General features: G+C 71.6%; 22 protein-coding genes. 8 read left to right on the plus strand and 14 right to left on the minus strand.

All coding sequences use genetic code 11. The features are described 5' to 3' along the window. Positions 1-289: 289 nt before the first annotated feature. Genes TU31_RS23010 through TU31_RS23025 form a run of 4 tightly spaced genes read right to left on the minus strand, consistent with a single transcriptional unit; the run spans position 290 to position 4,261 of the window. Positions 290-904: a GTP-binding protein gene (locus TU31_RS23010; RefSeq protein WP_042157853.1), complete on the minus strand. Its 615-nt coding sequence runs from the start codon at positions 902-904 to the stop codon at positions 290-292. Beyond that, a complete protein-coding gene (locus TU31_RS23015; protein ID WP_078885913.1) occupies positions 852-1,337 on the minus strand; it encodes a DUF742 domain-containing protein in 486 nt (161 codons plus the stop codon). The genes TU31_RS23010 and TU31_RS23015 overlap by 53 nt, the downstream gene beginning before the upstream one ends. Before the next feature lie 46 nt (positions 1,338-1,383). Continuing rightward, positions 1,384-1,815, minus strand: a complete 432-nt coding sequence (locus tag TU31_RS23020) for a roadblock/LC7 domain-containing protein (RefSeq protein WP_006601854.1) — start codon at positions 1,813-1,815, stop codon at positions 1,384-1,386. Between the two features lie 25 nt (positions 1,816-1,840). Beyond that, positions 1,841-4,261, minus strand: a complete 2,421-nt coding sequence (locus TU31_RS23025) for a sensor histidine kinase (protein WP_181018665.1) — start codon at positions 4,259-4,261, stop codon at positions 1,841-1,843. A 495-nt stretch (positions 4,262-4,756) separates the two neighbouring features. On the opposite strand from TU31_RS23025, the gene TU31_RS23030 reads away from it, so the two are divergent. Further along, positions 4,757-5,899, plus strand: a complete 1,143-nt coding sequence (locus tag TU31_RS23030) for a substrate-binding domain-containing protein (RefSeq protein ID WP_042157856.1) — start codon at positions 4,757-4,759, stop codon at positions 5,897-5,899. 57 nt (positions 5,900-5,956) lie between these two features. Here the strand turns inward: TU31_RS23030 and TU31_RS23035 are convergent, their stop codons facing one another. Next, positions 5,957-6,628: a DUF4142 domain-containing protein gene (locus TU31_RS23035; protein ID WP_078885914.1), complete on the minus strand. Its 672-nt coding sequence runs from the start codon at positions 6,626-6,628 to the stop codon at positions 5,957-5,959. Positions 6,629-6,890: 262 nt separating this feature from the next. Here TU31_RS23035 and TU31_RS23040 point away from each other — a divergent pair, with 262 nt between their 5' ends. The 7 genes from TU31_RS23040 to TU31_RS23070 all read left to right on the plus strand — a co-directional run bounded on the left by TU31_RS23040 (position 6,891) and on the right by TU31_RS23070 (position 12,111). Beyond that, positions 6,891-7,385, plus strand: coding sequence for a MarR family winged helix-turn-helix transcriptional regulator (locus TU31_RS23040; protein WP_042157859.1), 495 nt, complete (start codon positions 6,891-6,893; stop codon positions 7,383-7,385). Positions 7,386-7,600: 215 nt separating this feature from the next. Continuing rightward, positions 7,601-7,945 carry an effector-associated constant component EACC1 gene (locus tag TU31_RS23045; RefSeq protein WP_042157862.1) on the plus strand — a complete coding sequence of 115 codons (345 nt, stop codon included), beginning with the start codon at positions 7,601-7,603 and terminating at the stop codon, positions 7,943-7,945. A gap of 4 nt (positions 7,946-7,949) precedes the next feature. Further along, the gene (locus TU31_RS23050) at positions 7,950-8,960 is read left to right on the plus strand and encodes a caspase family protein (protein WP_158894609.1); all 1,011 of its coding nucleotides are present in this window, start codon (positions 7,950-7,952) and stop codon (positions 8,958-8,960) included. Next, positions 8,944-10,083, plus strand: a complete 1,140-nt coding sequence (locus TU31_RS37045) for a trypco2 family protein (RefSeq protein WP_107070734.1) — start codon at positions 8,944-8,946, stop codon at positions 10,081-10,083. The genes TU31_RS23050 and TU31_RS37045 overlap by 17 nt, the downstream gene beginning before the upstream one ends. 110 nt (positions 10,084-10,193) lie before the next feature. Beyond that, entirely contained in the window at positions 10,194-10,811 is a 618-nt protein-coding gene (locus TU31_RS23060) for an MBL fold metallo-hydrolase (RefSeq protein WP_042157867.1), read from the plus strand. A gap of 171 nt (positions 10,812-10,982) precedes the next feature. Next, entirely contained in the window at positions 10,983-11,756 is a 774-nt protein-coding gene (locus tag TU31_RS23065; RefSeq protein ID WP_042157870.1) for a DUF72 domain-containing protein, read from the plus strand. 70 nt (positions 11,757-11,826) lie between these two features. After that, positions 11,827-12,111: an acylphosphatase gene (locus TU31_RS23070; RefSeq protein WP_181018647.1), complete on the plus strand. Its 285-nt coding sequence runs from the start codon at positions 11,827-11,829 to the stop codon at positions 12,109-12,111. A 70-nt stretch (positions 12,112-12,181) separates the two neighbouring features. Here TU31_RS23070 and TU31_RS23075 read toward each other — a convergent pair whose 3' ends face one another. The 9 genes from TU31_RS23075 to TU31_RS23110 all read right to left on the minus strand — a co-directional run bounded on the left by TU31_RS23075 (position 12,182) and on the right by TU31_RS23110 (position 24,229). Beyond that, entirely contained in the window at positions 12,182-13,585 is a 1,404-nt protein-coding gene (locus TU31_RS23075; RefSeq protein WP_052719017.1) for a lanthionine synthetase C family protein, read from the minus strand. Beyond that, positions 13,582-16,692: a lantibiotic dehydratase gene (locus tag TU31_RS23080; RefSeq protein ID WP_158894612.1), complete on the minus strand. Its 3,111-nt coding sequence runs from the start codon at positions 16,690-16,692 to the stop codon at positions 13,582-13,584. The genes TU31_RS23075 and TU31_RS23080 overlap by 4 nt, the downstream gene beginning before the upstream one ends. Positions 16,693-16,822: 130 nt before the next feature. Next, positions 16,823-16,966, minus strand: a complete 144-nt coding sequence (locus TU31_RS38750; RefSeq protein ID WP_158894616.1) for a hypothetical protein — start codon at positions 16,964-16,966, stop codon at positions 16,823-16,825. Between the two features lie 196 nt (positions 16,967-17,162). Further along, complete coding sequence (locus TU31_RS23085) at positions 17,163-18,311, minus strand: UDP-N-acetylmuramate dehydrogenase (protein ID WP_275451852.1); 1,149 nt, start codon at positions 18,309-18,311, stop codon at positions 17,163-17,165. Positions 18,312-18,383: 72 nt separating this feature from the next. Then, positions 18,384-19,691 (minus strand): NsdA family TPR-like regulatory protein, encoded by a 1,308-nt coding sequence (locus TU31_RS23090; protein WP_042157875.1) that lies wholly within the window; start codon positions 19,689-19,691, stop codon positions 18,384-18,386. A 276-nt stretch (positions 19,692-19,967) separates the two neighbouring features. Then, positions 19,968-21,254 carry an MFS transporter gene (locus tag TU31_RS23095; protein WP_042157877.1) on the minus strand — a complete coding sequence of 429 codons (1,287 nt, stop codon included), beginning with the start codon at positions 21,252-21,254 and terminating at the stop codon, positions 19,968-19,970. Between the two features lie 214 nt (positions 21,255-21,468). Then, positions 21,469-22,467, minus strand: coding sequence for a 2-hydroxyacid dehydrogenase (locus tag TU31_RS23100; protein WP_042157878.1), 999 nt, complete (start codon positions 22,465-22,467; stop codon positions 21,469-21,471). Then, entirely contained in the window at positions 22,464-23,633 is a 1,170-nt protein-coding gene (locus TU31_RS23105) for a lactate 2-monooxygenase (protein WP_042157880.1), read from the minus strand. Before TU31_RS23105 ends, TU31_RS23100 begins: the two co-directional genes overlap by 4 nt. A 134-nt stretch (positions 23,634-23,767) precedes the next feature. Next, positions 23,768-24,229, minus strand: a complete 462-nt coding sequence (locus tag TU31_RS23110) for a MarR family winged helix-turn-helix transcriptional regulator (protein WP_042157882.1) — start codon at positions 24,227-24,229, stop codon at positions 23,768-23,770.

The following is a 24,229-nucleotide window of genomic DNA, read 5'->3' on the forward strand; positions in this document are numbered from 1 at the left end:
GCCGAGGAGCGCGGCGACCGCGCCGACCGCTGCGAAACGCCTTGCCGCCCGTGAGCGAGGGGCCCGAGGGTCCACCCCCGGCCCGCTCGGGCCCGCGCCGGTGCCCGTCCGCTGTCGCACAGCCCGCCACGACCACCCTAATGTCACGCCAACACCCCTGTTTTCGCTGTCATTTCGGTGCGTGCGGAATCAGCAGGATTCCGCATCGCTAGGGATCATGACAGTCGGGAGGGCGGCATGGTCTGCGGGCGGGGTCCCGTACCGAGTGAAACTGATCACTTACCGGTAGTTACGGGGCCACGGTGTTTTCCGCGCGGGACAGGGCGACTTGGAGCACGACCAGCAGGGCGTCCCGGACCGAGCCCGTGTTGCGGGCGTCGAAGACGACCAGCGGGACGTGGTCGGAGACGTCCAGCGCCCAGCGCACCTCATCGAGGTCGTGGTGGACTTCGCCGTCGAACGCGTTGACGGCGACGGCGAAGGGGATGCCCTTGTGCTCGAAGTAGTCGACCGCGGCGTAACAGTCGTCCAGGCGGCGGGTGTCCACGATCACCAGACCGCCGAGCGCGCCCTCGACCACGTCGTCCCACATGAACCCGAAGCGGTCCTGGCCCGGCGTGCCGAACAGATAGAGCTTCAGCGTCGGGTCGATGGTGATGCAGCCGAAGTCCATGGCGACCGTGGTGGTGGTCTTGCCGGGGGTGTGGGTGAGATCGTCCACGCCGGCCGCGACCTCGGTGATGGCGGCCTCCGTGGTCAGCGGCCGGATCTCGGAGATCGCGCCGACGGCCGTGGTCTTGCCGACGCCGAAGCCGCCGGCGATGACCAGCTTGACCGGTACCGGCGGCTGTTCAACCGCTGTCACGGAGTGTGTCCCGTGAGTCGGGGACGGCACGGAGACCATCAATCACCCTTCGCAGTACGGAAATGTCCTGGGTTGTGCCGGCGTCCGGGACGTGGACCGCCAGATGTCCGGCGGCGCGCAGGTCCTCCGCCAGCACTCGGACCACGTTCAGGTGGAGGTGCAGCCGCGCGGCCAGTTCCGCCACCGACTGCGGCCGTCGGCAGGCGGCCACGATGTCGTGTTGTTCGAAGGCGAGCGACCCCAGGGCGGAGAGCCCGGACGAGGTCGCCACGACCTGCGTCTCGACCGGGAGCGGTGGGCCGGTGCCGCCCCCCGCCACCCGGCCGGCGGTCAGCAGGAACGGCCGGATCGCGGGAGCCCGGCCGGCCGGCTCCGACGGGCCCGGGGCGTTGCCGTCCCCCGAGCCCTCGGCAGCGCTTGAGAAGGGGGCACCCCCGTCCTCGTCCGGTCCTGGTTCACCGGCGGCCATCATGATCCTCTTCTCGGCACCTGTATCCCGCCTCCGCGGAGTGGAACGGTCAGCGGGCTGGTGTGGCGCCGGCGTTCTTCTTGAGCTCCAGCACCAGCTGGGGGGTGAGCGCGCTCCCGGCCCGGTTGGCGAAGAGGGTCATCTCGTAGGCGATGTTGCCCAGCTTCGCCTCCTTCGAGGTCACCACGCCGAGGACGGCACCGCAGCCGATGGCCGACACCAGGACATGGCCACCCTCCAAGTCGATGATGACCTTGTTGAGGCCGCCCAGGCCGTAGTTGCCGGACGCGCCGGCGGCCAGACTCGTGACACCCGACACGATGGCCGCGAGCCGCTCGGAGTCGGCCTGCTCACGCAGTTGGGAGACCGCGATCAGCAGTCCGTCGGAGGACACCGCGATGGCGTCGACCACACCGGCGGTCTGAGTGGCGAACCGGTCGAGCAGCCAGGTGAAGTCGGCCGCCGCAGCGGTCAGATCCATGGGTTCCGCACGCTCGGAACCGCTCTTACCTGTCGGCGTGTTCACTGCCCGACTCCTTCCGGGTTTGCTGGTGTGGCGAGGGGGATGAATCCCCCGGGGGCGGAGCGCTCTCCTGCTCCGCCCGTCGTACGGCGGCTTCGAATTCGTCGAGTTCCGATCGGACCGCGTCGGCGTCGACCGGTGTGCGCACGTCCTGGGCCGCTCGGTCGGGCGGCGGGGCGGTCATGGTGAGCGTCGCGCCCCGTACCCGCCGTCGCAGCGGGCGGGGGGAGTCCGCCGGCCGTGGCCCGGACGCGGAGCCGGACCGGTCCTCGTCCGTACGCCGCGGGAGGCGCCGGGGGAGCTCGCCGTGCTGCGACCGGGCGGTGGAACCAGGTTCGGGCAGGACGGCGAGGGGAGTGGCCGGGGCCGGCTCGGGCTCGGGGGCGGTGGACTCGGGCTCGGGGTCCGCCGGGGGCGCCGATGCGGCCCGGTCCCCGGTCACCTCCGCTGCCGGGGACGGGGCGCCGGCGGGCTGGACGGTCAGCAGCAGCGCGGCAGGCAGCCAGACGGTGCTGGTGACGCCGCCGCCCGGGGTACGGCTCAGGGTGACCCGGATGCCCGAGCGGCGGGCGAGGCTGCCGACCACGAACAGGCCGAGGACCTTGGTCGGTACGAGGTCGAGCCGCTCCCGGCGGATCAGCCGGGAGTTCTCCTCGTCGAGCCGTTCCGCGCTCATGCCGAGGCCGTGGTCGATGATCTCGATCAGGGCACCGCCGTCCGCGGTGATGTCGGTGCCGGGCCGGACGACCACCTCGACGGGGGTGGCGGACGGGGAGAACGAGACCGCGTTCTCCAGAAGTTCGGCGAGCAGCAGCGTGAGGTCGTCGACGATGTCGGGTCCGACGGTGACCTCGGTCTCGGACCGCAGGGACACCCGCTGGTAGCCCTCGATCTGGCCGAGCCCCGCCCGGATGACGTTGACCAGAGTGGTCGGCCGGGCCTCCACCTCGGTGTCCCGGATTCCGGCGAGCAGCATCAGACTGTCGGCGTTGCGCTGGAGGCGTACGGCGATGTGGTCGATGCGGTACATCCGCTCCAGGACGTCCGGGTCGGTCTCCTCGCGTTCCACGGCGTCGATCAGCATCAGCTGGCGTGAGGTGAGGTTGCTGACCCGGCGTCCGACGTTGCCGAACATCTCGGCGACGTTGCGGCGGCTGAGCACCTGCCGCTCCAGCAGCGCCGCGGCGGTGACCTGCACCTGGTTGAACGCCTCGGCCAGGTGGCCGATCTCGTCACGGACCGGGACGGGGATCGGCCGCGGCCGCAGCGGGGCGCGCTCCGTCGAATCGTCGTCCTCGACCCTGGCGAGTTCCTCGCCGGCCACGTCGACGACCTGCTCGGCGGCGCCGGTCAGGGCCGTCAGGGGACGTACCACCGAGCGTCGGACCAGCACGGAGAAGGTGAGCCAGGAGGTGAAGCCGAGCAGCGCGAGGCCGAGCATCGCCAGTGCGTTGCGCAGGGCGCTCACGGAGAGGCTGTCGGCCTCGTCGGCGATCTGCTCGATCAGCGACCGGGTGATGTCGAGACGGGCCCCGGCCTGCCGGGTGCCGGCGGCCATCGCCTTGCGCAGCTGCTGCGGGCTCTGGCCCTGCAGGGAGCCGGGGTCGATCTGGAGCTCCGCGAACTGGGCCTCGATGCCGTTCTCCTCGGCATCGCGCTCGATCCCGCCCAGGCGCAGCATCTGGTCCGGGGTGGCGATCCGGCCGAAGCGTTCCGTCTGTTCGTCGAAGAGCTTGTGGGCGCCGACCGCGCGGGTGTACTCGGTGAGCGCGTTGGCGTCCCGGGTCTGGGCGGAGAACACCCCGCTCTCGAAGGCCGCATGGGCGGCGTCGGCGCGCAGCACCGTGTCGAGAAGGTGGGTGACCGAGGACGACGAGGAGCCGATGAAGCGGTCCAGGCCGATGCCGTCGATCAGGTAGCCGACCGCGGCGGCGTACGCGGGGTCGATGCCGGCCGCCGGGACCGAGCCCCGCTCGGCCTTGTCGCGCAGCACCGCGAGGCCCCGGATGTAGGTGAGGGCCCGCGCCTCGTCCTTGGGCAGGTCCGGTCCGAACGCGGACTGGACGGCGGTGACCTGTTCATCGGTCGCCTGCTGCGCCCGGCGGTAGGCGGCGGTGGACGGCAGGGCGGCACCGGGCCGGACCGACTCCTGTTCCACGGACAGCAGCAGCGCCTGCCGGTGTTCGGCCTGGATGTCGTTGATCAGCCTGGCGACCTGCTCGCTGTCCCGCACCAGCTCCGCGGTCCGGTCGGCGTCCAGGGCCTTGTCCGTCTGCGTGGTGACGCCGATGCCCAGCAGCACGCCGACGACCGCGACCGGGGCGATCACCAGCACATTGAGCTTCCGCCGGAACGGCCATCGGTCCAGGAGCGCGCTCGTCTGCGGACGGAACCACGGCCTCATCGGTGAACGCCGGGACCGGTCCGGTTCGTGTGACGGGTCCACTGTGTCCACAGACACCCAGGCCTCCTTACGACGTTCTCCTGAGCGGTGACCGAGGTGTTGTTGTTGCCGACCGCCGACGACGGGGGACAGCGACGCTTGCGGATTTCGTTCCGAACGCGAACGAAAAGATTGCGCCACATGCCCGACCGGCCGTGAACACTACCGCTTGTGCACGGGCATGCAACACATGACGACCAATGGCCAGGTGGTATTCAATTCTTTGTCATGTTTGGCCCGTTGCCTCCTCTGCGGAGCGCAGTGCCGTTGGATGGGCCGATTGGCCGGATTTCGCGGGAAGCGGGGCGCGCGGAGCGGCTCGTTCCGCACCGGGGACTTGTGGCGGACGGGCGCGCCGTACGTTCCCGAAGGCGGCTGCTGTGCCGAGCACCGCCACCCGTAACCTGTCTCCCCCCACCCGAACCCGTATCCTCATTCCGCCCTGCGAGGAGACCCGTGCACCCCACCCGCAAGGCGGCCGTGACCGCCGCCGCACTCCTGGTCATGGCCACCTCCGCCGGCTGTGAACCCGGCGCCGGCGCCACCGCGTCCCACCGGGACTCCGCCGCCGAGCCCGGATGCCCCACCGTCCTGTCGAAGGCCAAGCAGGCGGTCAAGAAGGCCGAAGAGGTCAACGCCCCCTGGCGGGGCCCCACCACCGGGCCCAAGGCCGTCCACGGCAAGTCCGTCGTCTACATAGCCCAGACCCTGACCAACCCCGGCGTCGCCGGCGTCGCCCAAGGTGTCCAGGAAGCCGCCAAGATCGTCGGATGGCACGCCCGCACCCTCAACGGCCAGGGCACGCCGGACGGCCTGCGGGCCGCCTTCAAGCAGGCACTCCGCCTCAAGCCGGATGGCATCGTCATCAGTGGTTTTGACCCCGGGATCGCCCCGGCAGAGGTCAAGAAGGCGAATTCTGCGGGAATTCCGTTGATCGGCTGGCACGCCGCCCCGGCCCCCGGCCCCAGCAAGGACCCGAAGCTCTTCAGCAACGTCACCTCCCGGGTCGAGGATGTCGCGAAGATCAGCGCTGACTGGATCATCGCCCGGTCCAACGGGCGCGCGGGCGTCGTCCTGTTCACCGACGCCTCGGTGCCGTTCGCGAAGCGCAAGTCCGATCTGATCAAGAAGGAACTCGCCACCTGCTCCGGCACCAAGCTGCTGAGCTACACCAACATGCCCATTCCCGAGGTCAACCGCCGGTCCATCAAGGAAGTCCGCTCCCTGCTGTCCCGTTTCGGCCGCAAGTGGACCTACTCCGCCGCCATCAACGACCTGTACTTCCAGCATGCCGCGCCCGCGCTGCGCGCCGCGGGCAAGGACGGCGCCGGCGCCCCGTTCAACATCGGTGCCGGTGACGGCGATCCGTCGGCGTTCCAGCGCGTCAACGGCAAGCAGTTCCAGGCCGCCACCGTGCCCGAGCCGCTCTCCGAACAGGGCTGGCAGATCGTCGACGAGTTCAACCGCGCCTTCACCGGCGCCCCGGACAGCGGGTACGTCGCCCCCGTCCACATCGCCACGGCTACCAACAGCGGCGGCGCACTGTCCTGGGACTCCGAGGGCTACCGCCAGGCCTACCGCAAGATCTGGGGCGACTGACCCTCCCCGGCAGGCCCGCGGCCTCCCGGACCGCGCCCATGTCCCGTCGGCGGATGGTCACTTGGGAATGGTCGAGGCGACATCGTCGAGGGTCGCCTCGGTGACCAGGCCGGTGTCCTCCAGCACGTCCATGTGGTCCTGGACGGTGTTGTTGGTCTGGGTGGCCAGCCGCCGGATCAGTGTGTTCTTGGTGGTGGCGCGCACCTCGCCGATGGTGATGAAGATCTTGCCGTGCGAAGCGCGCAGCAGGTCCACGAAGAGCTGGTCGAACGCCTTGCCCCGGGCGTCCTTCAACTGGTCCACCCAGCCCTGTTGTTCGGCGCTGGCCTCGTCGGGGATGGGCACGCTCAGCGCCTCGGAGTCCTCACGGGCCAGCTGGTCGAGTTTGCTGTGTCCCTCCAGCAGGTGCATTCCGGCGCGCTTGATGGCCTCGCTCGATGCGTGCGTCTGGGCGAGCCGGCCCGCCGGCATCTCCCACAGCCCGGCTTGCCGGACCTTGGTGAGGAAGGTCTTGTCCAGGGCGCTGAGGGGGCCCGCATTGCCGCCCTGCGGCCCGGCCGGGGCCGCGTTCGCGGCGGGCAGATGGGCCGAGTGTGACTCGTCGGCGGAGCTGTTTCTCTGCGCGAGCCACACGGATACGCTCGCGACGACCGCGAGAAGAGCGACCGCGGCGGCTATCAGGCGGCCACGGCTCGCGGTGGGCTGGGATTTCCGTGCATGAGATTTCATGGTGCCTCCTGATTGCGCGCGAGGGTCGCCGGAGCGCTGTCGCCCATGGGGCTGTTGGGGCACGGCCACGCTAACGTTTGCATTGAGCAAAGAAGTCGATTCAGCGACGATGCGCAAAACCCCGGGGCGGCCGGTGACGATGAGCTAGCATGCCGCCCCTCGTGCGCGCGGGGCCCAGGCCCGGGCCTCGCGACGTCGAAGCCCATGAAGGAACACAGCCGGCGTGCCGACGCCGAGAGATGCCGGGCGGTAGAAAGGGGAGATGGCGGAGCGCATGGCCCCCACGAGGGGCAGGGATGATGTGGATGCGGTGACCCAGGCGGTACTCACGGCGTCGAGGCTGCTGGTCGCGGTGTCCGCGCGGTCACTCGGCGAGGTGGAGGAGCGGGTGACGCTGCCGCAGTTGCGGATGCTGGTGGTGCTCTCCACACGAGGTGCCACCAAGCTCGTGACCCTCGCCGAGCTCCTCCAGGTCGCCCCGTCGACCGCGATGCGCATGGTGGACCGGCTCATCACGGCGGGGCTGGCGCTCCGTCAGGCCAACCCCGACAACCGGCGCGAGACCCTGCTCCGGCTCACCGACGAGGGGCGGCGCACGGTCGAGGAGGTCACCGCCCGTCGTCGCGCCGAGATCAGCGCCATCGTCGAACGCCTCGCCCCCGCGCAGCGGGCCTCGCTCATCGAGGCACTCACGGCTTTCAACGAAGCGGGGGGCGAGCCACCCGTGGACGCGGCGGAGGCACACCCGCTGGGATGAGGTGCTGTCACGGTCAGGACGGCAGTTGTCCCTCTGCGGGACGGCAGTCGCGGCGGGGCCGCTGTGGCGACACCGAGGACGGCAACGGGTGGTCCGTGCGGGGGTGTTGGGAGCGGCGCGCCTGAGGGGCGGTCGCGGTGTGGGCAAAGTGCCGTCCGGGCGCACCGCCGGGCTCTATGCTCGGACCACATTCGCTCGCGGACCGGAGGCTCGCTGTGCAGATCACGATTCGGTGTGAAGGTGCGGACTCCGCAGGGGAGTTGGCCGCGAGCCTCCACCAATGGCTGCTCGACGAACCGGATGCCCGTCGGCACGCCGAGGTGCGGCTGGTCGGTGCCGCGCCGGTCGAGGGTGAACTGGGATTCGTGCTCGATCTGGTGCAGCTGGTCGTCAGCTCCGGCTTCAGCGCGGGGTCCCTGGGCTACACCGTCGCCCAGTGGAAGAAGATGAACGCCCCGCAGCTGGCGATGAGTTTCGAGCGGAACGGCCGGACCGTGACGGTGAGCGGCACGGACGCCGAGGAGATCGCCCGCGCCATCCGGCAGCTTGACGAAGAGTGAAGCATTGGCCCGATTGCCGCGGTTCGACGCTTCGTATGCCTTGCTGATCGGGGTGTCGGAGTACCAGGACCACGAGTTTCCCGAGGTGCCGGCCGCGATCCACAATCTGGCGGGGCTGCGCAGTGTGCTCGCACCGTCCGACGGCGGAGGCTTTCCCCGCGAGAAGTGCCGCATGGTCTCCAACCCGCGGACGGGTGAGGGGATGCGGGTCGCCATCAAGCGGGCGGCCGAGTCCGCCACCGACGTACTGCTGCTCTACTACGTCGGCCATGGCTGGAAAGTCGACGGCGACCTCTATCTGGCCTCCCAGTCGTCGAGTCCTGATTCGATCGAAACCACGGGGCTCGCGTACAAGACGGTCCGCCGGCTGGTCCGGAGCTCCCCGGCCGCGATCCGGATCATCGTCCTGGACTGCTGCTTCAGCGGGGTCGCCACGGGACTGCTGAGCGGTACGGGCGACCTTCGCCTCAGGGAGCCCGAGGTCGAGATCCTCCTCGACGAGGAGCTGCCCGACGACCATGCCGACGGTGTTTGCGTCATCGCCTCCAGCGGCCCCAACCAGCCGTCCCAGGACTCGGACGGGGCGGATCACACGGCCTTCACGGGGCATTTCCTCGCCACCCTGAAGGCCGCCACACAGGCCGGTGAAGTGCGTGATCTGGAGACGGTGTTCGACGGGACAAAGGCGGCGATGGTGTCCGCGGAGCTGCGGCATGCGCCGTTGATCGCTTCGATGGGAGGGGCCCGCCGGCTGGCGCTGGTGAAGAGCCTGACGGCCGTCGATCCCGTGCCCGTTCCCGTTCCCGTCGTGGTGCCGGAGGCCGCGGTCGTCCGCCCTCCGACGGCGGCGGACGAGGCCGTGGCCGCGGCGGCGGTCGCGCCGGGCGACGGGCCGGCCAAACTCATGAGCTGGCACACCCCGGTGGGCAGCGCGGACATCTTCGATTCCGCGCTGGCACTGACGCTGCTGCAACAAGCCATGGCAATGGGGGGTGACGATGAGCACGCCGGATAGGAAGCGGAGCGGGGAGCTCGACCGGCTCCGCGTCCAGGCGGAGGAAGACTTCCGGACCTATGGCCCACAGCTTGCGGACCGGCTCCTGACCGCTTGTCAGCGGCTTCGGGCCACCGGTGAAGGAGAGGAAGCCCTCCTCATCGCGCAGGAAGCGGTGGGGATTCACCGGGAACTCCTCGACCGCTACCACTGCGTCGGCACCGGGCTGGCGCACGCGCTGCTTCAGCTGGGGCTCTGCCTGGCCGAGCTCGGGGCGGCCGAGGAGGCGGTCGATGTGCTCCAGGAGTGCATCGCGCTCAGCGACGTCCTGCCGGCACCTCTGCGGCCGCCCGCGCTGCGGCTGCGCTGCAACGCGCTCGAATGCCTCGCGCTGATCCTCGGTTCGTCGGACCGCACGGCGGAGGCCGTCGCCGCCTCGCACCTGGCCATCACCGGCTACCGGGAGCTGTACGAGGAAGACCCGAGCGTCGCGCCGGAGCTGGCTCGTGGTCTGCACAACCTCGCCACCCTGCTGGCCTCCGGCGCCGAGTGGGAGCAGGCCCTGGTCCCCCTGGAAGAGTCCCTCGCGATGTATGAGCAGCTCTCCGCAGGGGGCAAGACGGCGCTGGCGGCGGAGCGGAGCCGGGCCCAGCAGTTGCACGCCGTATTGGCGGGAGGAGAGGGGGACGCCGGGGAGGTCGCGGGCGAAGCGCTGTCCGCCTATCACCTGGCGGCGGAGGCCGATGCGTACTCGGCCACCTCGGGACTGGCCGGCATCCCGGCGCATGTAGAGATCAGTCGTGTTGAACCCGCCGACCACGTCGCACAGCCACACAGAGAGCAGCGGAGCATGGACTTGAACCGGATTGACCTCACCGAAGCGGTGCAGGCCGTACGCGATGATCTGCGTGCGGCCACCGAATCGTTCGACGGCGGTGACCTCCAGTTCGACATGGGACCGATCGAGCTGGAATTCACCGTCGAGCTGGAGCGCGACCCCCGGGCACGATCGGGTGTCCGCACCTGGGTGGTGACGGACGCCGGCACGGGGAGGGTGTCGGCCCCCGCCAGGCACCGGCTCACGCTCACCCTGACACCGCGACAGGTCGCCTACCGGAGCGTCGATGTCGCGAACAGGATGTAAAAGGAGGCCGATCCGGGCCAACTTCGGCCGCTCGGCGACTCCTTGGAGCCCTGCCGCACGGCCGCTGCGGTGGGTCGACGCCCGTACCCCGGACGCGTACTCTCCCCAGGATGCGCCTCACCAAGTACACCCACTCCTGTGTCCGGTTGGAGCGTCCGGGCGGCGGGGCACTGGTCATCGACCCCGGTGTCTGGAGCGAGGCGCGGGCGCTGCACGGTGCCGACGCGATCCTGGTGACGCACGAACATGCCGACCATGTCGATGTGCTGCGGCTCAAGGGGATCGGCGCACCGGTCTACGCACCCAGGGGCGCGGACTTCGGCGGCCTCCTGGACGTCATCGAGGTGGAGCCGGACGAGGAGTTCAGCGCGGCGGGCTTCCACATCACGGCGCACGGCGGCCGGCATGCCCGGATCTACGGTGACCTCCCCGACTGCGCCAACCTCGGCTATCTGATCGACGAGCGCCTCTACCACCCCGGCGACTCGCTCCATGTGCCCGAAAAGCCGGTGGAGACGCTGTTCGTGCCCGTGCAGGCGTCGTGGCTGCGTACGTCCGAGGCCATCGACTTCGTCCGGGCGGTCAAGCCGGAGCGGGCCTACGGCATCCATGACGCGCAGATCAACGAACGGGGGCTGCACAGCGTCAACGGCTGGCTCGACGAGGAGGCGGGCGGGTGTTACCGCTGGGTGCCGCCGGGCGCCTCGTTACCTTGCTCGGAGCGGTGAGCGCCCGCTCGGGACGCCGCGAGCCCCGCCCGCCGGGCCCGGCTCCGGGCGGGTGACGGGCGGACGACGGGACTGTGCGGACCCGCCTGAGGGCAGGACGCCCGCGAGATGCCCGGTGACTGATGTCCGCCGACTGATATGCCGTGCCCCTGACCGGGCAGGCATGCGGATATGACCGTCCTCGTCGGAACCTCCGGCTGGCAGTACAAGGACTGGCGCGAGGTCCTCTACCCGCGGGAGCGGCCGCAGCGACTGTGGCTGGAGGAGTACGCCCGGCACTTCGCCACCGTCGAGAGCAACGCCGCCTTCTACCGGCTGCCGGAGGAGAAGACCTTCGCGGACTGGCGGGACCGGACCCCCGACGGGTTCGTGATGGCCGTGAAGGCAAGCCGCTATCTGACCCACATCAAGCGGCTGCGCGAGCCGCAGGAACCGGTCGGGCGGCTGATGTCGCGGGCCGCCGCCCTCGGCCCCCGGCTCGGGCCCGTGCTGCTCCAGTTGCCGCCCACACTGAAGGCGGACGCCGGCCTGCTGGACGACTGTCTCAGCTGCTTTCCTGCCGGTACCCGGGTCGCCGTCGAGCCCCGCCACCCGTCGTGGTGGACCGCGGAGGTCCGTACGGTGCTGGAGCGGCGGGGTGCCGCGCTGTGCTGGGCGGACCGCGGTTCCCGGCCCGTGACGCCCCTGTGGCGGACCACCGACTGGGGGTATCTGCGCTTCCACGAGGGCCGCGCGGAACCCTGGCCGCGCTACGGCAGGCAGGCGCTCACCACCTGGGCACGGCGGATCGCCGACACCTGGCCGGACCGGGCCGACGTCTACACCTACTTCAACAACGATCCGGGCGGGGCGGCCGTCCGCGACGCCACCACCTTCGCCCGTGCCGTCACGGCCCGCGGTCGCACCGTGAGCCGTGCGCCGTCCGGGCGTGGCGCCGCCCGGTGACCGTGGGGCCGGGATATATCTGCGCTCGGACGGCCGGGCCGGGCGAACGAGGTGACGAGGTGAGACACGGATGATCCGCAGACGGGTGGTGGTCTCCGGAGATGTGCACGGCGTGTTCTTCCGCGACAGCTGCCGGCGCACGGCTGACGGGCTGGGGGTGGCCGGCTGGGTGCGCAACCTCCCGGACGGGACGGTGGAGGCCGTGTGCGAGGGCGAGCCCGAGCGCGTGCGGCGGCTCGTGGACTGGGCGCACGAGGGTCCGCCCCTGGCCACCGTCGACGCGGTCTCCGTACGGGAAGAGGAACCGGAGGGGCTGACGGGCTTCGAGATCCGGCCGACACCCGCAGGATTCTGACCGGCCGGGGCACCCGGGCCCGCTTGTCACGGGCCGACGCCCCAGCCCCTCCGCACGACGGGCGGCCGGGTCACCCCATCAGGAACGCCGCGTCCCAGCCGTTCACCTCAGCTACGACGACTCCACGGCGGGCGTCGGCGTACTCGGCCAGGACGAGTGCGATCCCGGCGGCGCCGTCCAGCAGCCCGGGGTGGTGCACCCGGTACGGTGCGGACCCCGACGCGGGGGAGGGCGGCACCACCTGGCGGTAGCCGAAGGGGGTTCGGGGATCGCACTCCGCCACGAGCTCCCGGGCCAGACCGTCCGCCCTCGCCCACCACTCCGTGCGTCCTGTGGCGACGGCCATCCGGCTGACGGTGTGCAGGACGCCCGCCCGGCCATGACAGAAGCCCGGGTCGGTGGACACCGCGGCATCGAGCGGGCGGCGCACCAGGCCACTGACCGCGTCCTCCGCCAAGGCCGTCAGCCGGCGGTCACCGAGTGCCCGCCCGGCCAGATACAGCGACCAGGCGATCCCGGCTGTCCCGTAACACCACCCCGGCCGGCTCCTCGCCCCCACCTCCCGGGGCGGTCGGCGCTCCTGGGACGGGTGGGCAGGCTCTCCGGCGTCCTCCGCAGGGGCGACGCGACCGGGCCACCGCATGCCCAGGTCGTCGGTGTGCCCCACGCTGACCACCCAGTCGGCCATACGGCGGAGGGCGTCCGCCATCCCCGGCACCCGGTGTCCGGACCGGTGAGCCAGCGACATCAGGGCCAGGGGCCCGCAAATCCCGTGCGCGACACCGACGTTGAAGTCACCCCTCGGGTACTCCTCGCGGTCACGGGGGAGGAGATAGCGGTCGGGGGCGCACCACCACCCCGGCACGTGGCTTCCGTCGGCCGCCGGGGGCCGCACCGGATGCGTCATCTGGACCAGGTAGGCGAGGACGTCGTGGAGTACCTGCGCGCACCGCTCGTCGCCGTGGTCGGCCGCCAGCAGGAGGCCGCGGCCCTCGCCCGCCAGGCCCGAGATCACGTCGTAGTCGTCGGCCGCCAGCCCCGGACCGTCTGCCTGCCGCCGGGCCTCCAACCGGGCGACATGGGCCTGGACATATGCGGCGTGCACCTCGGCGCAGCGCGCCAGCAGCCGGGTGTAGCCGCCGTGCGCGTCGGCGTGCAGCCGTGCCGGCAGCAGCAGATCGCCGACCGTGGCCGGACCGGCGCCGGTGGTTGCCGCGACGGCCGCCGCGAGATGGGCGTGCCCGATCGCCGCGTACCGGGCGTCGTTCCGGGCGCACCTGGTGTGCAGCAGTGCGATGCCCGGGTGCCCCATCAGCAGCGACGCGGGCTGCCAGGCGGGCTGCGACAGTTCCGGCGGCAGCGCGGCGAGCGCCTGGTGCGCCGTACGGGCCACCTGCTCCGGCGAGCTCAGCAGATCGGCGACGCGGTACGCGAGGTCCGACGCGGCATCGCACAGCGCGTGGGGTGCGGTCATCGGTTGTTCCGCCGCCGTCCGAGCCACAGCGCCAGCGCCTCACGGGCCGTCACCTGCGCCGTCCGCTCCAGCTCGGGACGGGGGCCGAGCAGCCGGTTGCAGTGCATATGGGCCAGGCTCAGCGCGATCCGTGCCGTCCGGTCGCGGTCCGTCGCACCGGCGGACAGCACCTCGCGCAGACCGGCCAGCGCCGGGCCGCGGGTGCTCCACCCCACGCCCCAGCCGTCCGCCGCGGCCGGCGGCCCGGGCCGGGCGTGCGCGTCCAGCAGCGCGGCGACCTGCTGCTTCCGGGACCGCGGGACCTCTCCCCGGCGCTCCAGCACCGACGGGCCGCTGAGCCAGTCGAGCGCCTCGTCCGGGGTCCCGAGGCGGGTGAGGATGTCGAGGATGCCCAGCGCGGCCGGCAGCGTGGGATCGCCCAACTGGTCGGGGGCCATGGCCAGCAGCGTGACGACGGACTCGCTGTCGGCGTGGAAGACGCGCTCGGCGTGCCCGAGGGCGGCCGGTCCGCCGTACCGCTCGACTTCGGGCTCGTAGGTGTCCAGGCCCACCGTCCCGAGGAGCCCCGCCGCCGCCCGCTCCCGCGCCCAGGAGTGCAGCGCGGGCAGCAGCACCGGCCACAGCGACTCTGGCGTGCCGTGGAAGCGCAGCCGGATGTGCGGTGCCGGGTCCTCGTAACGGAGGAAGAACCAGTGGTCGGCGCCCGCGCTGCGCAGCAGTTCGGGGTCGGTGAGCGCGCCGAGATGACGGGCCAGCACCTCCGGCTGGCGGGCCGGGGGCACATAGAGCTTCGCGTAGAGCCACTCGCCGCCGGGCAGATGGGTGCGCGCGCCACGGCCGCCGTCCGGGCCGTCCAACAGGAGCGGGACCGGCGCCGTGGCAGGGCGGGCCTGCCGGGTACCGGGCGCGGCTCCCCGGCCGTCGGGCCGGGCAAAGACGGGAAAGACGAACTCGGCGGCATGGGGGCCCTCAGCGCTCCGGAACCACTGCCGCTCCGCCCGGCCTCCGCACTGCTCCACCAGCGTCAGACCGGCCGCCCGCCGCACCTCGTCCCGCAAGACCGGGAGATGCAGCGGGTCGTCGAGGTCGACCGCGACGCGGTGATCGCCCCTGGCGAGCAGCACCCGCCGAGGCACATCCCAGCGCCGCCGCCACCGCCCGACCTGCTCTCCCCACTCCTCATCCCCTTGGTCGGCTGCCGCGCGCAGGGCCCGGTCCGGCAGCCAGCGCGCCGGGGAGAGCACGGTCCGGCCGTGGCGCACCCGCGGCAGCGCGGGAGCCGAGGCCCAGCGTCCCCAGCTCCACGGTGCGCAGAAGGACCGGCCCTCCTGCCCGAGCTCCAGCAGGAACCGTGCCACGTACGGAAGATGGCCGTTGGCCGGGTTGAGCATCGAGTACGAGAGCGGGCGCACCCTGCGGCCGGTCGTGCCGTCGACGAGCCGGAGGCCGTCCCTGTCCGCGTGGACCGCGAGGTTCTCCAGGCGCAGATCGTGCGCCGTCTCCGCCGCGGCGGGGCCGGCACCCAGGGGGATGCGATGGGAGAGCCACTGCGGAACGGCGGAGACATTGGCGGAACGCGCCACCCTGGGCCGGTAGGCGAGACAGGCCGGGATCTCGTCGTCCGGTGCGCTCCGCTCCGCGTGCAGCGCCAGGTCCTGAATCAGAGTGCCCGAGGGGCCGAATAGCGGCGCGAATCGGCTGAACATCGCCCCCGCCAGCGGCGACACCGCCTGCGGCGCGAGCACCAGACGGAAGTCCCCGGCGCACAGGGCCTCCCAGTCCGGTGCCACCAGCTCGGCGCCCACCTCCATGCTCAGCGGGGCCGGCCCGCGCTCCGCCGGTTCCAGGGCGCGCACGGTCTCCTCGTCCAGCACCACTTCCCGTACGCCACTCCGCGCCGCGTCCATCAGCAGCTCGCCGAGGACCCGGTCGCGCTCCCCGGACTCGGGGGAGGGCACGGCCCCGGGCTGGCGGTAGGCGCGGGGCAGCCCCAACCCGCGGGCTTCGTCGAGCAGTTCCAGGACCGGCACCGCACGGTCGGTGCCGTACTTTTCGAGGAAGGCCAGGTGGTAGTCGCGCAGATGCGGAGTGCCGCGGTGCACGGGGGAGGTCCGCCACAGCACCGTCGCGGCCTGTGCCGCTTCCCGGGCCACCTCGGACGGCAGGGTCAGCCGTAGGTCCAGGGACAGGTCGGTCTGGAGGACATCGGGAGCAGGATCCAGCGCCCGCATCCGTGCGGAGACCGCGGTCAGCCGGGCCCGCCGGCTGCCCGGAGACGTGGCGTCGAGGGTGCTCAACTCCGCCTGAATTGCGCACAGTTCGCGAGCCGTGGGGTGGTCGACACCGTGCAACCGGTCGCGTACGTGGTCGAGGGGGGCGGTGCAGTCGGGCGGCGGCGTCAGGTCGGTCAGCAGGAAGTGGCCGCGTACGAGCTGGGTGATGCTGCCCTCGACCGCGCCTTCGGGCGCATGCGGGAAGACGCGCCGGCCCTCTTCCACCAGCCGGGGAAACGGCGTGGTCCGCGCCGCGGCCGCCAGCAGGACCTGGACCACCCGGGTGTGGCGCACTGAACCCGCCAACTGCCGCTCACCAGTGGGGTCGTGGTGGTCGACGAGCACCAGCCGGCCGTCCCGTACGGTGTGCAGGTTGTTGGCCGTGAGTCGCGAGCGCTCCAGTACGGCGGGGACATCGCGCAGCGTCTCCAGTACGCCGTCCAGCCAGGCCGCGTCCGGCCGGGTCACGGTGCGTCCGGCCCCGAGCGGTTCCCGGGCGGGTGCCGGTCCGAATCCGGCGAGACCGACCCCGGCGAACAAGCCGAACGGGGTGGGGCGATGGGACATCCGTGAGCGGTATTTCGTCAGCGACAGCGCGATGCGGCGCAGTGACTTGAGTCGGAGCGGTTCCCCGGCGACGGCGCGGTCCACCTCCTCCGCGAGGCTCGCGCTGGCCAGGCTCAGGGCCGTCATGAGCCGTGGTTCGGCGGCGAGTTCCGCTATCCGACGGTGCAGCCGGGCTTCTTCGTCCGTGACTTCACCGGACGGCAGGGACGCGGAGGCCGGGGGGTCGTCCGAGGGCAGTGGGAGGGCCGCGGCCCGTACCAGAGCCACCTTCCCGCACTCGAATCTCACATCACCCGTACCACTCACGCCTGTCCCCGCCCTGTTCCCTGACACCGCTTGACCCGACGACGGTGTGGGTGCCGCGGGAGCGATGTCCCGCGGCACCCACACCGGTGTGTCAGCCGCAGTGCCAGGTGGTGGGCCGGCAGACCTGCGTCATGAGCTTCGAGTCCTGCGCCTTCACGGCGGTCGTGGCCGACTCCATGATCTCCATGTCCAGGTCGAGGTCGAATTCGTCCAGGTTGATGGTGACGTTCTCCATGGTCCCCTCCAAAGAAAGATAATTTAATTCCGGAGTAATCCCGGTTGTTGCGGAAATACTTCGCAACCGCCGGGGTATTTCATCCGAGGCCGCGATCTTCGTCAAGAGCGTTTAGAACCCGCGATAGGGGGCAATTCCCCTGCTCCGGGCCGGTGTTCACGGTGTCGTCTGCCTCCGCGACGCCCCTCGGTCCCCGTCAGAGGAAGTCGAGTTCGGAGGTGAGCCGGACCCCCGTGCGGCGCAGCACTTCCTGTTGTACGAGCTCGATCGCCCGGGTGAAACCGGCGGCGGTCGCCCCCTCGTCGGCGACGAGTGTGTAATGCAGCGAGGAAATGCGGACGCCCGTGACGATCGGGGTGCTCAGTTCGAAACCGGCCTGCCGGATGAGCCAGCTCGCACTCACCCGCGTCGAGCCGTCGGGGAAGTGGTTCACCGGGGCGTTGCGTGCCCGCAGGCCGTCGGCCTGGGCGGGGGTGATCTCGGGGCTGAGGAACACACTGCCGACCGATCTGTCGTCGGTGCCACTACAGCCCAGCACCATGCCCTTGCTCCGCCGGACCGCGAGCACCGCCTGGGTCACCTCGTTCAGGGGCACCCGGCTCCCGAGCGGGACATCGAGTGCGGCGGCCACCGTCCGATACGTCACCGGCGCGCTCAGCTCGGACGGGCGCAGCGCGAAGACCAGATTCAGCAGGGTCCACCGGCGGGAGTGTTTGAAGACACTGGTGCGGTGGCCCAGCCCGCAGGCCGCGGCGTCCAGTGTGACCATGCGGCCCAACTCCCAGTCCCACGCGGTCACTTCCACCAGGCAGTCGGCGGTCTCCTGACCGTAGGCGCCGACGTTCTGGACCGGGGTGGCGCCGGTGGTCCCGGGGATCCCCACCAGCATCTCCATGCCCGTGAGGCCCTCGGCGACGGTGGTGTCGACCAGGTCACCGAGCAGGTGTCCGGCCTGCACCTCGACCAGCACCCGCCCCTCGTCGGTACGGCCGGTCATCCGGACGCCCTTGGTACTCATCCGCAGCACCGCGCCCTCACAGCCGGCGTCGCTGACCACCACATTGCTTCCTTCGCCGAGACAGACCGGCCGGCCGGGGGAAGCGTCGGCCAGCGCGACGAACTCGGGGAAGTCCGCGGGGTCGAACAGCTCGAAGAGGACCGCCGCCGGTCCTCCGAGCCCCAGCGTCGTCATCGGGGCAAGCGGTACCTCGTGCGTGACTCGCATATGTTCCTGTTTCTCCTGGATGCCGTTCCGTGTCGAGGGGTCGTGCCGTGGGAGGGGGCGCGGGGGTGAGGACCGGCCCTCAGTGGGTGACGAGCAGGACGCCGTCCCGCGCCGTCGCACGACGAGCGGGGGCCGGGGCCCTGCTGACGGTCCCGGAACGGCACGGCAGCCGACGGGAGCTCGTGGCCATTCTCAGCACACCGCCCGCGCCCGGCCCGCCGCCAGCAGATCGTCGGCCCGTTGCACGATGTCGCGCGCCACCGCACTGTCGTACCGCACGAACCGCCTCCGCAGCGCCATCAGCCGCGCGTGGGCGCGCTGCGAGCTGACGTGCTCGGCCAGGGCCAGCGCGTCGGTGGCGGCCGCCACCGCGCCGTCGAGCTCGCAGCGCGCCAGTCGCGCCTCGGCCAGCGAGGCACTGTGCAGCAGCAGATTGCGGGGCTGGCTGCCCTGGAGCATGTCGATCCCGCGCGTGAGATACGACTCCGCCCGCTTGGGGCGCCCCAACTCCAGCCAGGCCCGGCCGGCATCGGCCACCATGACCGCGGGGGTGAGCCAGTACGCCCAGAGCGGCTCGGCCGAGGGCCGGCCCGCCCGGCTGAGCTCGGCCGCGTCGTCCAGGGCCCGTTGACAGGCCGCCTCGTCGCCGAGACTGGCATGGGCCCGTGCCTCGCGGGTGGCCAGCAGCGCGTGGCCGATGCCCATGTCCTCCTGTGCCGACCCCTTGCGGGCGATACGGATCAGCCGCAGCGCCTCCTCCGCCCGGCCGGCCCATCCGGCCCGGTAGCTCATACAGGAGATGATGTACGCGGCGAGCGGCCGGTCACCGGCGGCCCGTGCGGCGCCCAGGGCGGCCAGGAAGCGGGAGTTGCTCAGCTCGTCCTGGCCCTGGTCCGCCGTCAGCCAGGCGGTGAGCTGGCCGAGTTCGGCGATGATGCGGTGCAGTTGCCGTCCGGTCGACGCGTCGTAGGAGTACTTGGCGGCCAGCCTTTCCGCCCACTGGAGGTCCTGGAGCGCCCAGTCCAGCACGAGCCCGCTGCTGCCGCTGTCGTCCAGCTGGCGCAGCTGCTGGATTCTGGCGGTCAGCATCTCGATCGCGACCCCGGGAATCTCCTCGCCGCGCAGCCGCGACGGGGGCGGCAGCGCATCGTCGTCCACCAGCCAGTCCACCGACGCGGTGAGCGGATCGAGGGCGGCAGGCCGCTGCACGGGCGCGGCGGGGCGCGGCTGAGCGGCGCTCCGCCGTTGCGGCGGGACCGCGGAGGCGAAGTGCCCGGGCCACAGCGCCTCGACCGTGATCGGCTCACCGAGGTGGTCGGACAGGATCGTCGCGATGATGTACGGCAGCCGGCGCCGGGGGCAGGCGCCCTTCAGCCAGTTGTACGGAGCTTTGCTGCTGATGGTGCCGTTGCCGCACCGCCGGTTGATCTCACGGGCCAGCCGCTCCGGTGGCCAGGACAAGCGGGCCAGGCAGGTCGCTAATACAGAGGTGTCGTTCATCGGCGGAGCACCTCGGCCGCGGTGGCGCTCGATGCCGCGGGAGGGGTGGCCGGGACCGTCGGCTCCGGCGACCGCCGGGGGTGTTCCGGAGTCAGGCCGGACCGGACCGGAATCGGGCCGACGATGTGCATAGCCGCTTTCCACGCCCCCCTGCCGACAATTGCCCAGCCATAGTAGGGATTCCCTGGGGTGGGAGGCCGAATCTGTGATGACCGACACAGCTACTGCACACAGTATGCAAGTACAGGATTAAAGCATGAGGTGCCCACCCGGGCCTCAGACCCGGTGCAGCTCCCGGACCGGGCCCGTGTCCCGTACCGATGCCGGGCGCAGCGCCCTCCAGTAGAGCGTGACCCCGACCGCCAGCACGCCGACCGCGAACAGGAAGGGCGTGTCGAACGACCCGCTCACCTGCGCCAGCCAGCCGGTGAGCAGCACACCGCCCGCGGTGGCCGCCGTATTGAGAAAGTTCATCAGCCCGCTGACCGCACCGACCGCGCCCGGCGGTGCGAGCAGTCCGGGCAGCCCCCAGGCGACCGGCGCGGCGATGGCCAGCCCCGCCAGGGAGACGGACATCCAGCAGACCGCGAGGGCGGGTGATCCGGCGCCGCCCGCGGCGCCGATCGTGCCACCGAGCGCGAGCCCGCAGGTCAGCACGGTTCTGCGGACCACCCACGGGTCGCGGCCCCGGCGGATCAGCCGGTCCACCAGCCAGCCGCCCACGGCGAGTTCGGCCACCGTCGCCACCGCCCACGGAACCATCGAATAGAAGCCGGACTGCAACAGCCGCACATGGAACTCCCGCTGAAGGAACTCCGGCATCCAGGTCAGCACGATATTGATGGTGTAGCCGTAGCAGGCGAAACCGCAGGCGACGACCCAGACCCTGCCGGAACGCAGGGCCGCGCGGAACTGCCGCAGCCCGCCCCGGTCGGTGTCCCGCGCCCCGCCCCGGAGGATGAACTCCCGCTCGGCCGGCCCCAGGGAGCGGTACTCGGACGGGTCCCGGTAGCCCCACCACCACACGGCGGTGAACAGCACACTGACCGCGGCGCTGAACAGGAACCCGGCCCGCCAGCCCCACTCGCTCATCACGAACGCCAGCACCGGGAAAGCCACCATGTTGGCCAGCTTGGTGGCCCCGTCGAACAGGGCCGTCGCCATCCCGCGCTCACTGACCGGGAACCACGCCGCGGTCGCCTTGGAGGCGCCGACCATCGACGGACCCTCGGCCACCCCGAGCAGCAGCCGCGCCAGGATGATCGGCCCGACCCCGCCGGCCACCGCGGTCAGCAGGCCCGCGACGGCCCACAGCGCGGACGCGATCCGGGTGAGCCGCGAGACCCCCAGGAGGTCCACGAGCATGCCGGCGGGTAACTGCACCAGGCAGTACGACCACGTGAACGCCGAGAGCACCACCCCGAGTTGCTGAAGGTCCAGCCCGAACTCGTCGGCGATCGAGGAGCTAGCCACCGATATCGCCGTACGGTCAAGGAAGTTGACGACGATACCGCCGGCGAGCAGTCCGCCGATCGCCCAACGGGTACGTCCACGGGGTTCCACGAGCGTGCGCCAGCCTTTCCTGGTGGGGCCTCGGAGCCGATGCCGGGCGGACGCTACTCCAGTCGCCGGGGCGGCAGCCGTCGGGCGTGTCGAGAAATGGCGGTGGCACGCCAGGAACGCGCCACCGCACCGCCCGCTCAGGTGTGCGAGCCCGCTGACCGGCACCCCGAACAATGGCTGAAATTCAGGACGGAGCGCACCCGGCGCCCCGCCGTCACGACACGACGTCCCGCAGCGGCTTGCCCTCCAGATGGCCGACGACGTTCTGCACCGCGGCCAGGGCGATGCGGACCAGGGTCTCCCGGGTGACGCCCGCGACGTGCGGGGAGAGCACCACATTCGGGGCCTTGAGCAGGCGCAGCGCCGCCGTGGGCGGTTCCGGGTCGAAGACGTCGAGCCCGGCCCCGGCGAGGGTGCCCGCCTCCAGGGCGTCGGCGAGGGCGTCCTGGTCGATGAGGGCGCCGCGTGCGGTGTTGATGACGAAGGCGGTGGGCTTGAGCAGGGCGAGGCGTTCGGCGTCGAGGAGGTGGTGGGTCCGGTCGGTGAGCGGGGCGTGCAGGGTGACGTAGTCGGAGGTGCGGAGCAGTGTGTCGAGGTCCATGTGACGGGCGCCGCCGAGCCGGGCCTCGGTCTCCGGTCCGGCAGGCCGCGGTCCCGTGTAGACGATGGTCATGTCGAACGCGACGGCGCGGCGGGCCACTTCCTCGCCGATGTGGCCGAGGCCGATGATGCCGAGGGTCTTGCCGGAGAGTTCGGTCAGTGACTGCTGAAGGCGCGGCAGCGCCCAGTCGGCCTCGACCAGGGCCGTGTGGGCCGGGACCAGCTGCTTGGCGAGGGCGAGCATCAGGGCGAAGGTCTGCTCCGCCACATTCTGCTTCTCCGCGCCGCTGGAGCCGATGTTGCAGACCGGGACGCCCCGCTCGCGGGCCGCGTCCAGGTCGACGTAGTCGAAGCCGTGGCTGGCGCACTGGACGAGCTCCAGATGCGGTGCGGCGGCGAGATGGCCCGCGGTGACCGGACTCAGCCCGGTGATCAGCAGGTGTGCTGCGCGCAGCGCCGCCGGATCCTCGTCGGCCGACTCGACGACGGTGACCCGGGCCCGGCCGGGGAACAGGCCGGCCAGCGCGGCCCCGGTGGCCCGGCCGCCGACATGCGGCGAGACGACGGCGAGAACGTTCTTCACGGGCTGCGGGTCCGAGTGCGGCGCGGTCATACGGATTCCTCGATGAGGTCGTCGGCGGTCAGGGTGGCGGGGCTGGCGTGCCCGGACAGTGCGAGGGTGAGATCGAACTCGGCGAGCAGACAGCGCAGGACGTGCTCCACGCCCGCCTGGCCGTCGAGGCCGAGACCGTAGGCGTAAGGCCGCCCCACCAGCACCGACTTCGCGCCCAGGGCGAGCGCCTTGACGATGTCGTCGCCGGTGCGGATACCGCTGTCGAAGAGGACGGTGAGCCGCCCGGCGGCCGCCTCGACGACCCGGGGCAGCGCGTCGGCGGCGGCGACGGAGCCCGCCACCTGGCGGCCGCCGTGGTTGGAGACGACCACTCCGTCCACCCCGGCCTCGGCGGCCCGCAGCGCGTCATCCGGGTGCAGGATGCCCTTCAGCACGATCGGGCCGTCCCAGTTCTCCCGCAGGAACGCCAGGTCCGGCCAGGTTTTGGCGGGGTCGGCGAACATCCCCACGAAGTGCCGGACCGCCGCGTCGGGGTCCTCGTGGACCGACTTGGCGAGCCCCGCCCGGAACGCGGGGTCGCTGAAGTAGTTGGCGGTGCCCACGCCGTGCAGGAACGGCAGATACGCCTGGTCGAGATCGCGCGGCCGCCACGCGAGGAGCGGGGTGTCGAGCGTGACGAACAGTGCGGTGTAGCCGGCCGCCTTCGCCCGGTGCAGAAAGCTCCTGGTGACCTCGCGGTCCTTCGCCCAGTACAGCTGGAACCACCGCTCCCCGTCACCCATCGCCTCGGCGACCTGCTCCATGGGCGTGCTGGAGGCGGAGGAGAGGATGTACGGCAGGCCCTGCGCCGCGGCGGCCCGCGCGGCGGCGGACTCCGCGTCCGGGTGCATGATCGACAGCACCCCGACCGGCGCGAGCGCGAGCGGCGCGGGCAGCGCGCGGCCGCACACCTCCACGGACAGATCACGTTCCTGCACATCGCGGAGCATCCGCGGGACGATCCGCCGGCGGTCCAGTGCGGCCCGGTTGGCGACGGCGGTGCTGCCGGTGCCCGCGCTGCCCGCCACATAACCGACCGGGCCGGGTCCGAGCCGCTGCTCGGCGAGCCGCTCCAGCCGGGTCAGATCGGTCGGCAGCCGCGGGACGACGCCCGTCATGCCCTGAAGGTAGATCTCGTACTGGAAGTCCGCCCAGTGCTTCGCCATCCGTACGTCCCGCCTCTCGTCGCCGATCGTTGCGTGCTCCCCGGAGATCCTGGCGACAGTGACAGGTCCCGTCCACCGCGCAGCGCACAACACGCGGGACCGGGAACTGCCGGCCGGCCCACGAATTCCCCGTATCAGCCCTCCTTGTTGGCCTTGAGCTTCCGCCACACCGTGCTCAGTGCTTCGAGGTCCTGCTGGTCGAGGAGGTCGGTGAAGACCGGGGTCAGGCAGGCGCGCCGGGTGGCGTCGGCCGCCTCGAAGAGCTGGTGGCCTTCGGGGGTGAGGGAGACCTCGACGGAGCGGGCGTCGCGGGCCGACGGGGTGCGGGTGACCAGGCCGCGGCTCTGGAGGGCGTCGACGACGCGGGAGACCTGGCTGCGGCTGAGCATGGTGCTGTTGCCGAGCACCGAGGCCGGGACCGGATCCGGGCTGGAGGCGAGCCAGAGCATCACCTCGAACCAGGAGACCGGCAGGTCATGAGCCTTGCTCAGGGCGCGGTCCACGCGTTCGGTGAGCACGGTTCCGGCCCAGACCAGCCCGTAGAAGGCGTGATCGGCCACGGGCATCTCGGCCTGGGTGAGCTTCCTTTTCGCCAT

The sequence above is a fragment of the Streptomyces lydicamycinicus genome, from assembly GCF_000829715.2.
GTDB lineage: Bacteria > Actinomycetota > Actinomycetes > Streptomycetales > Streptomycetaceae > Streptomyces > Streptomyces lydicamycinicus.

What these genes read in the sequence shown, in the direction of transcription:
- TU31_RS23100 (WP_042157878.1), bottom strand. Translation starts at nt 22,467, where the DNA reads ATGACCGCGCCGCACTCGGACCCGCAGCCCGTGAAGAACGTTCTCGCC.
- TU31_RS23040 (WP_042157859.1), top strand. Translation starts at nt 6,891, where the DNA reads ATGGCGGAGCGCATGGCCCCCACGAGGGGCAGGGATGATGTGGATGCG.
- TU31_RS23070 (WP_181018647.1), top strand. Translation starts at nt 11,827, where the DNA reads ATGATCCGCAGACGGGTGGTGGTCTCCGGAGATGTGCACGGCGTGTTC.
- TU31_RS23035 (WP_078885914.1), bottom strand. Translation starts at nt 6,628, where the DNA reads ATGAAATCTCATGCACGGAAATCCCAGCCCACCGCGAGCCGTGGCCGC.
- TU31_RS23090 (WP_042157875.1), bottom strand. Translation starts at nt 19,691, where the DNA reads ATGAACGACACCTCTGTATTAGCGACCTGCCTGGCCCGCTTGTCCTGG.
- TU31_RS23060 (WP_042157867.1), top strand. Translation starts at nt 10,194, where the DNA reads ATGCGCCTCACCAAGTACACCCACTCCTGTGTCCGGTTGGAGCGTCCG.
- TU31_RS23025 (WP_181018665.1), bottom strand. Translation starts at nt 4,261, where the DNA reads ATGAGGCCGTGGTTCCGTCCGCAGACGAGCGCGCTCCTGGACCGATGG.
- TU31_RS37045 (WP_107070734.1), top strand. Translation starts at nt 8,944, where the DNA reads ATGAGCACGCCGGATAGGAAGCGGAGCGGGGAGCTCGACCGGCTCCGC.
- TU31_RS23065 (WP_042157870.1), top strand. Translation starts at nt 10,983, where the DNA reads ATGACCGTCCTCGTCGGAACCTCCGGCTGGCAGTACAAGGACTGGCGC.
- TU31_RS38750 (WP_158894616.1), bottom strand. Translation starts at nt 16,966, where the DNA reads ATGGAGAACGTCACCATCAACCTGGACGAATTCGACCTCGACCTGGAC.
- TU31_RS23010 (WP_042157853.1), bottom strand. Translation starts at nt 904, where the DNA reads ATGGTCTCCGTGCCGTCCCCGACTCACGGGACACACTCCGTGACAGCG.
- TU31_RS23075 (WP_052719017.1), bottom strand. Translation starts at nt 13,585, where the DNA reads ATGACCGCACCCCACGCGCTGTGCGATGCCGCGTCGGACCTCGCGTAC.
- TU31_RS23020 (WP_006601854.1), bottom strand. Translation starts at nt 1,815, where the DNA reads ATGGATCTGACCGCTGCGGCGGCCGACTTCACCTGGCTGCTCGACCGG.
- TU31_RS23015 (WP_078885913.1), bottom strand. Translation starts at nt 1,337, where the DNA reads ATGATGGCCGCCGGTGAACCAGGACCGGACGAGGACGGGGGTGCCCCC.
- TU31_RS23110 (WP_042157882.1), bottom strand. Translation starts at nt 24,229, where the DNA reads ATGGCGAAAAGGAAGCTCACCCAGGCCGAGATGCCCGTGGCCGATCAC.
- TU31_RS23105 (WP_042157880.1), bottom strand. Translation starts at nt 23,633, where the DNA reads ATGGCGAAGCACTGGGCGGACTTCCAGTACGAGATCTACCTTCAGGGC.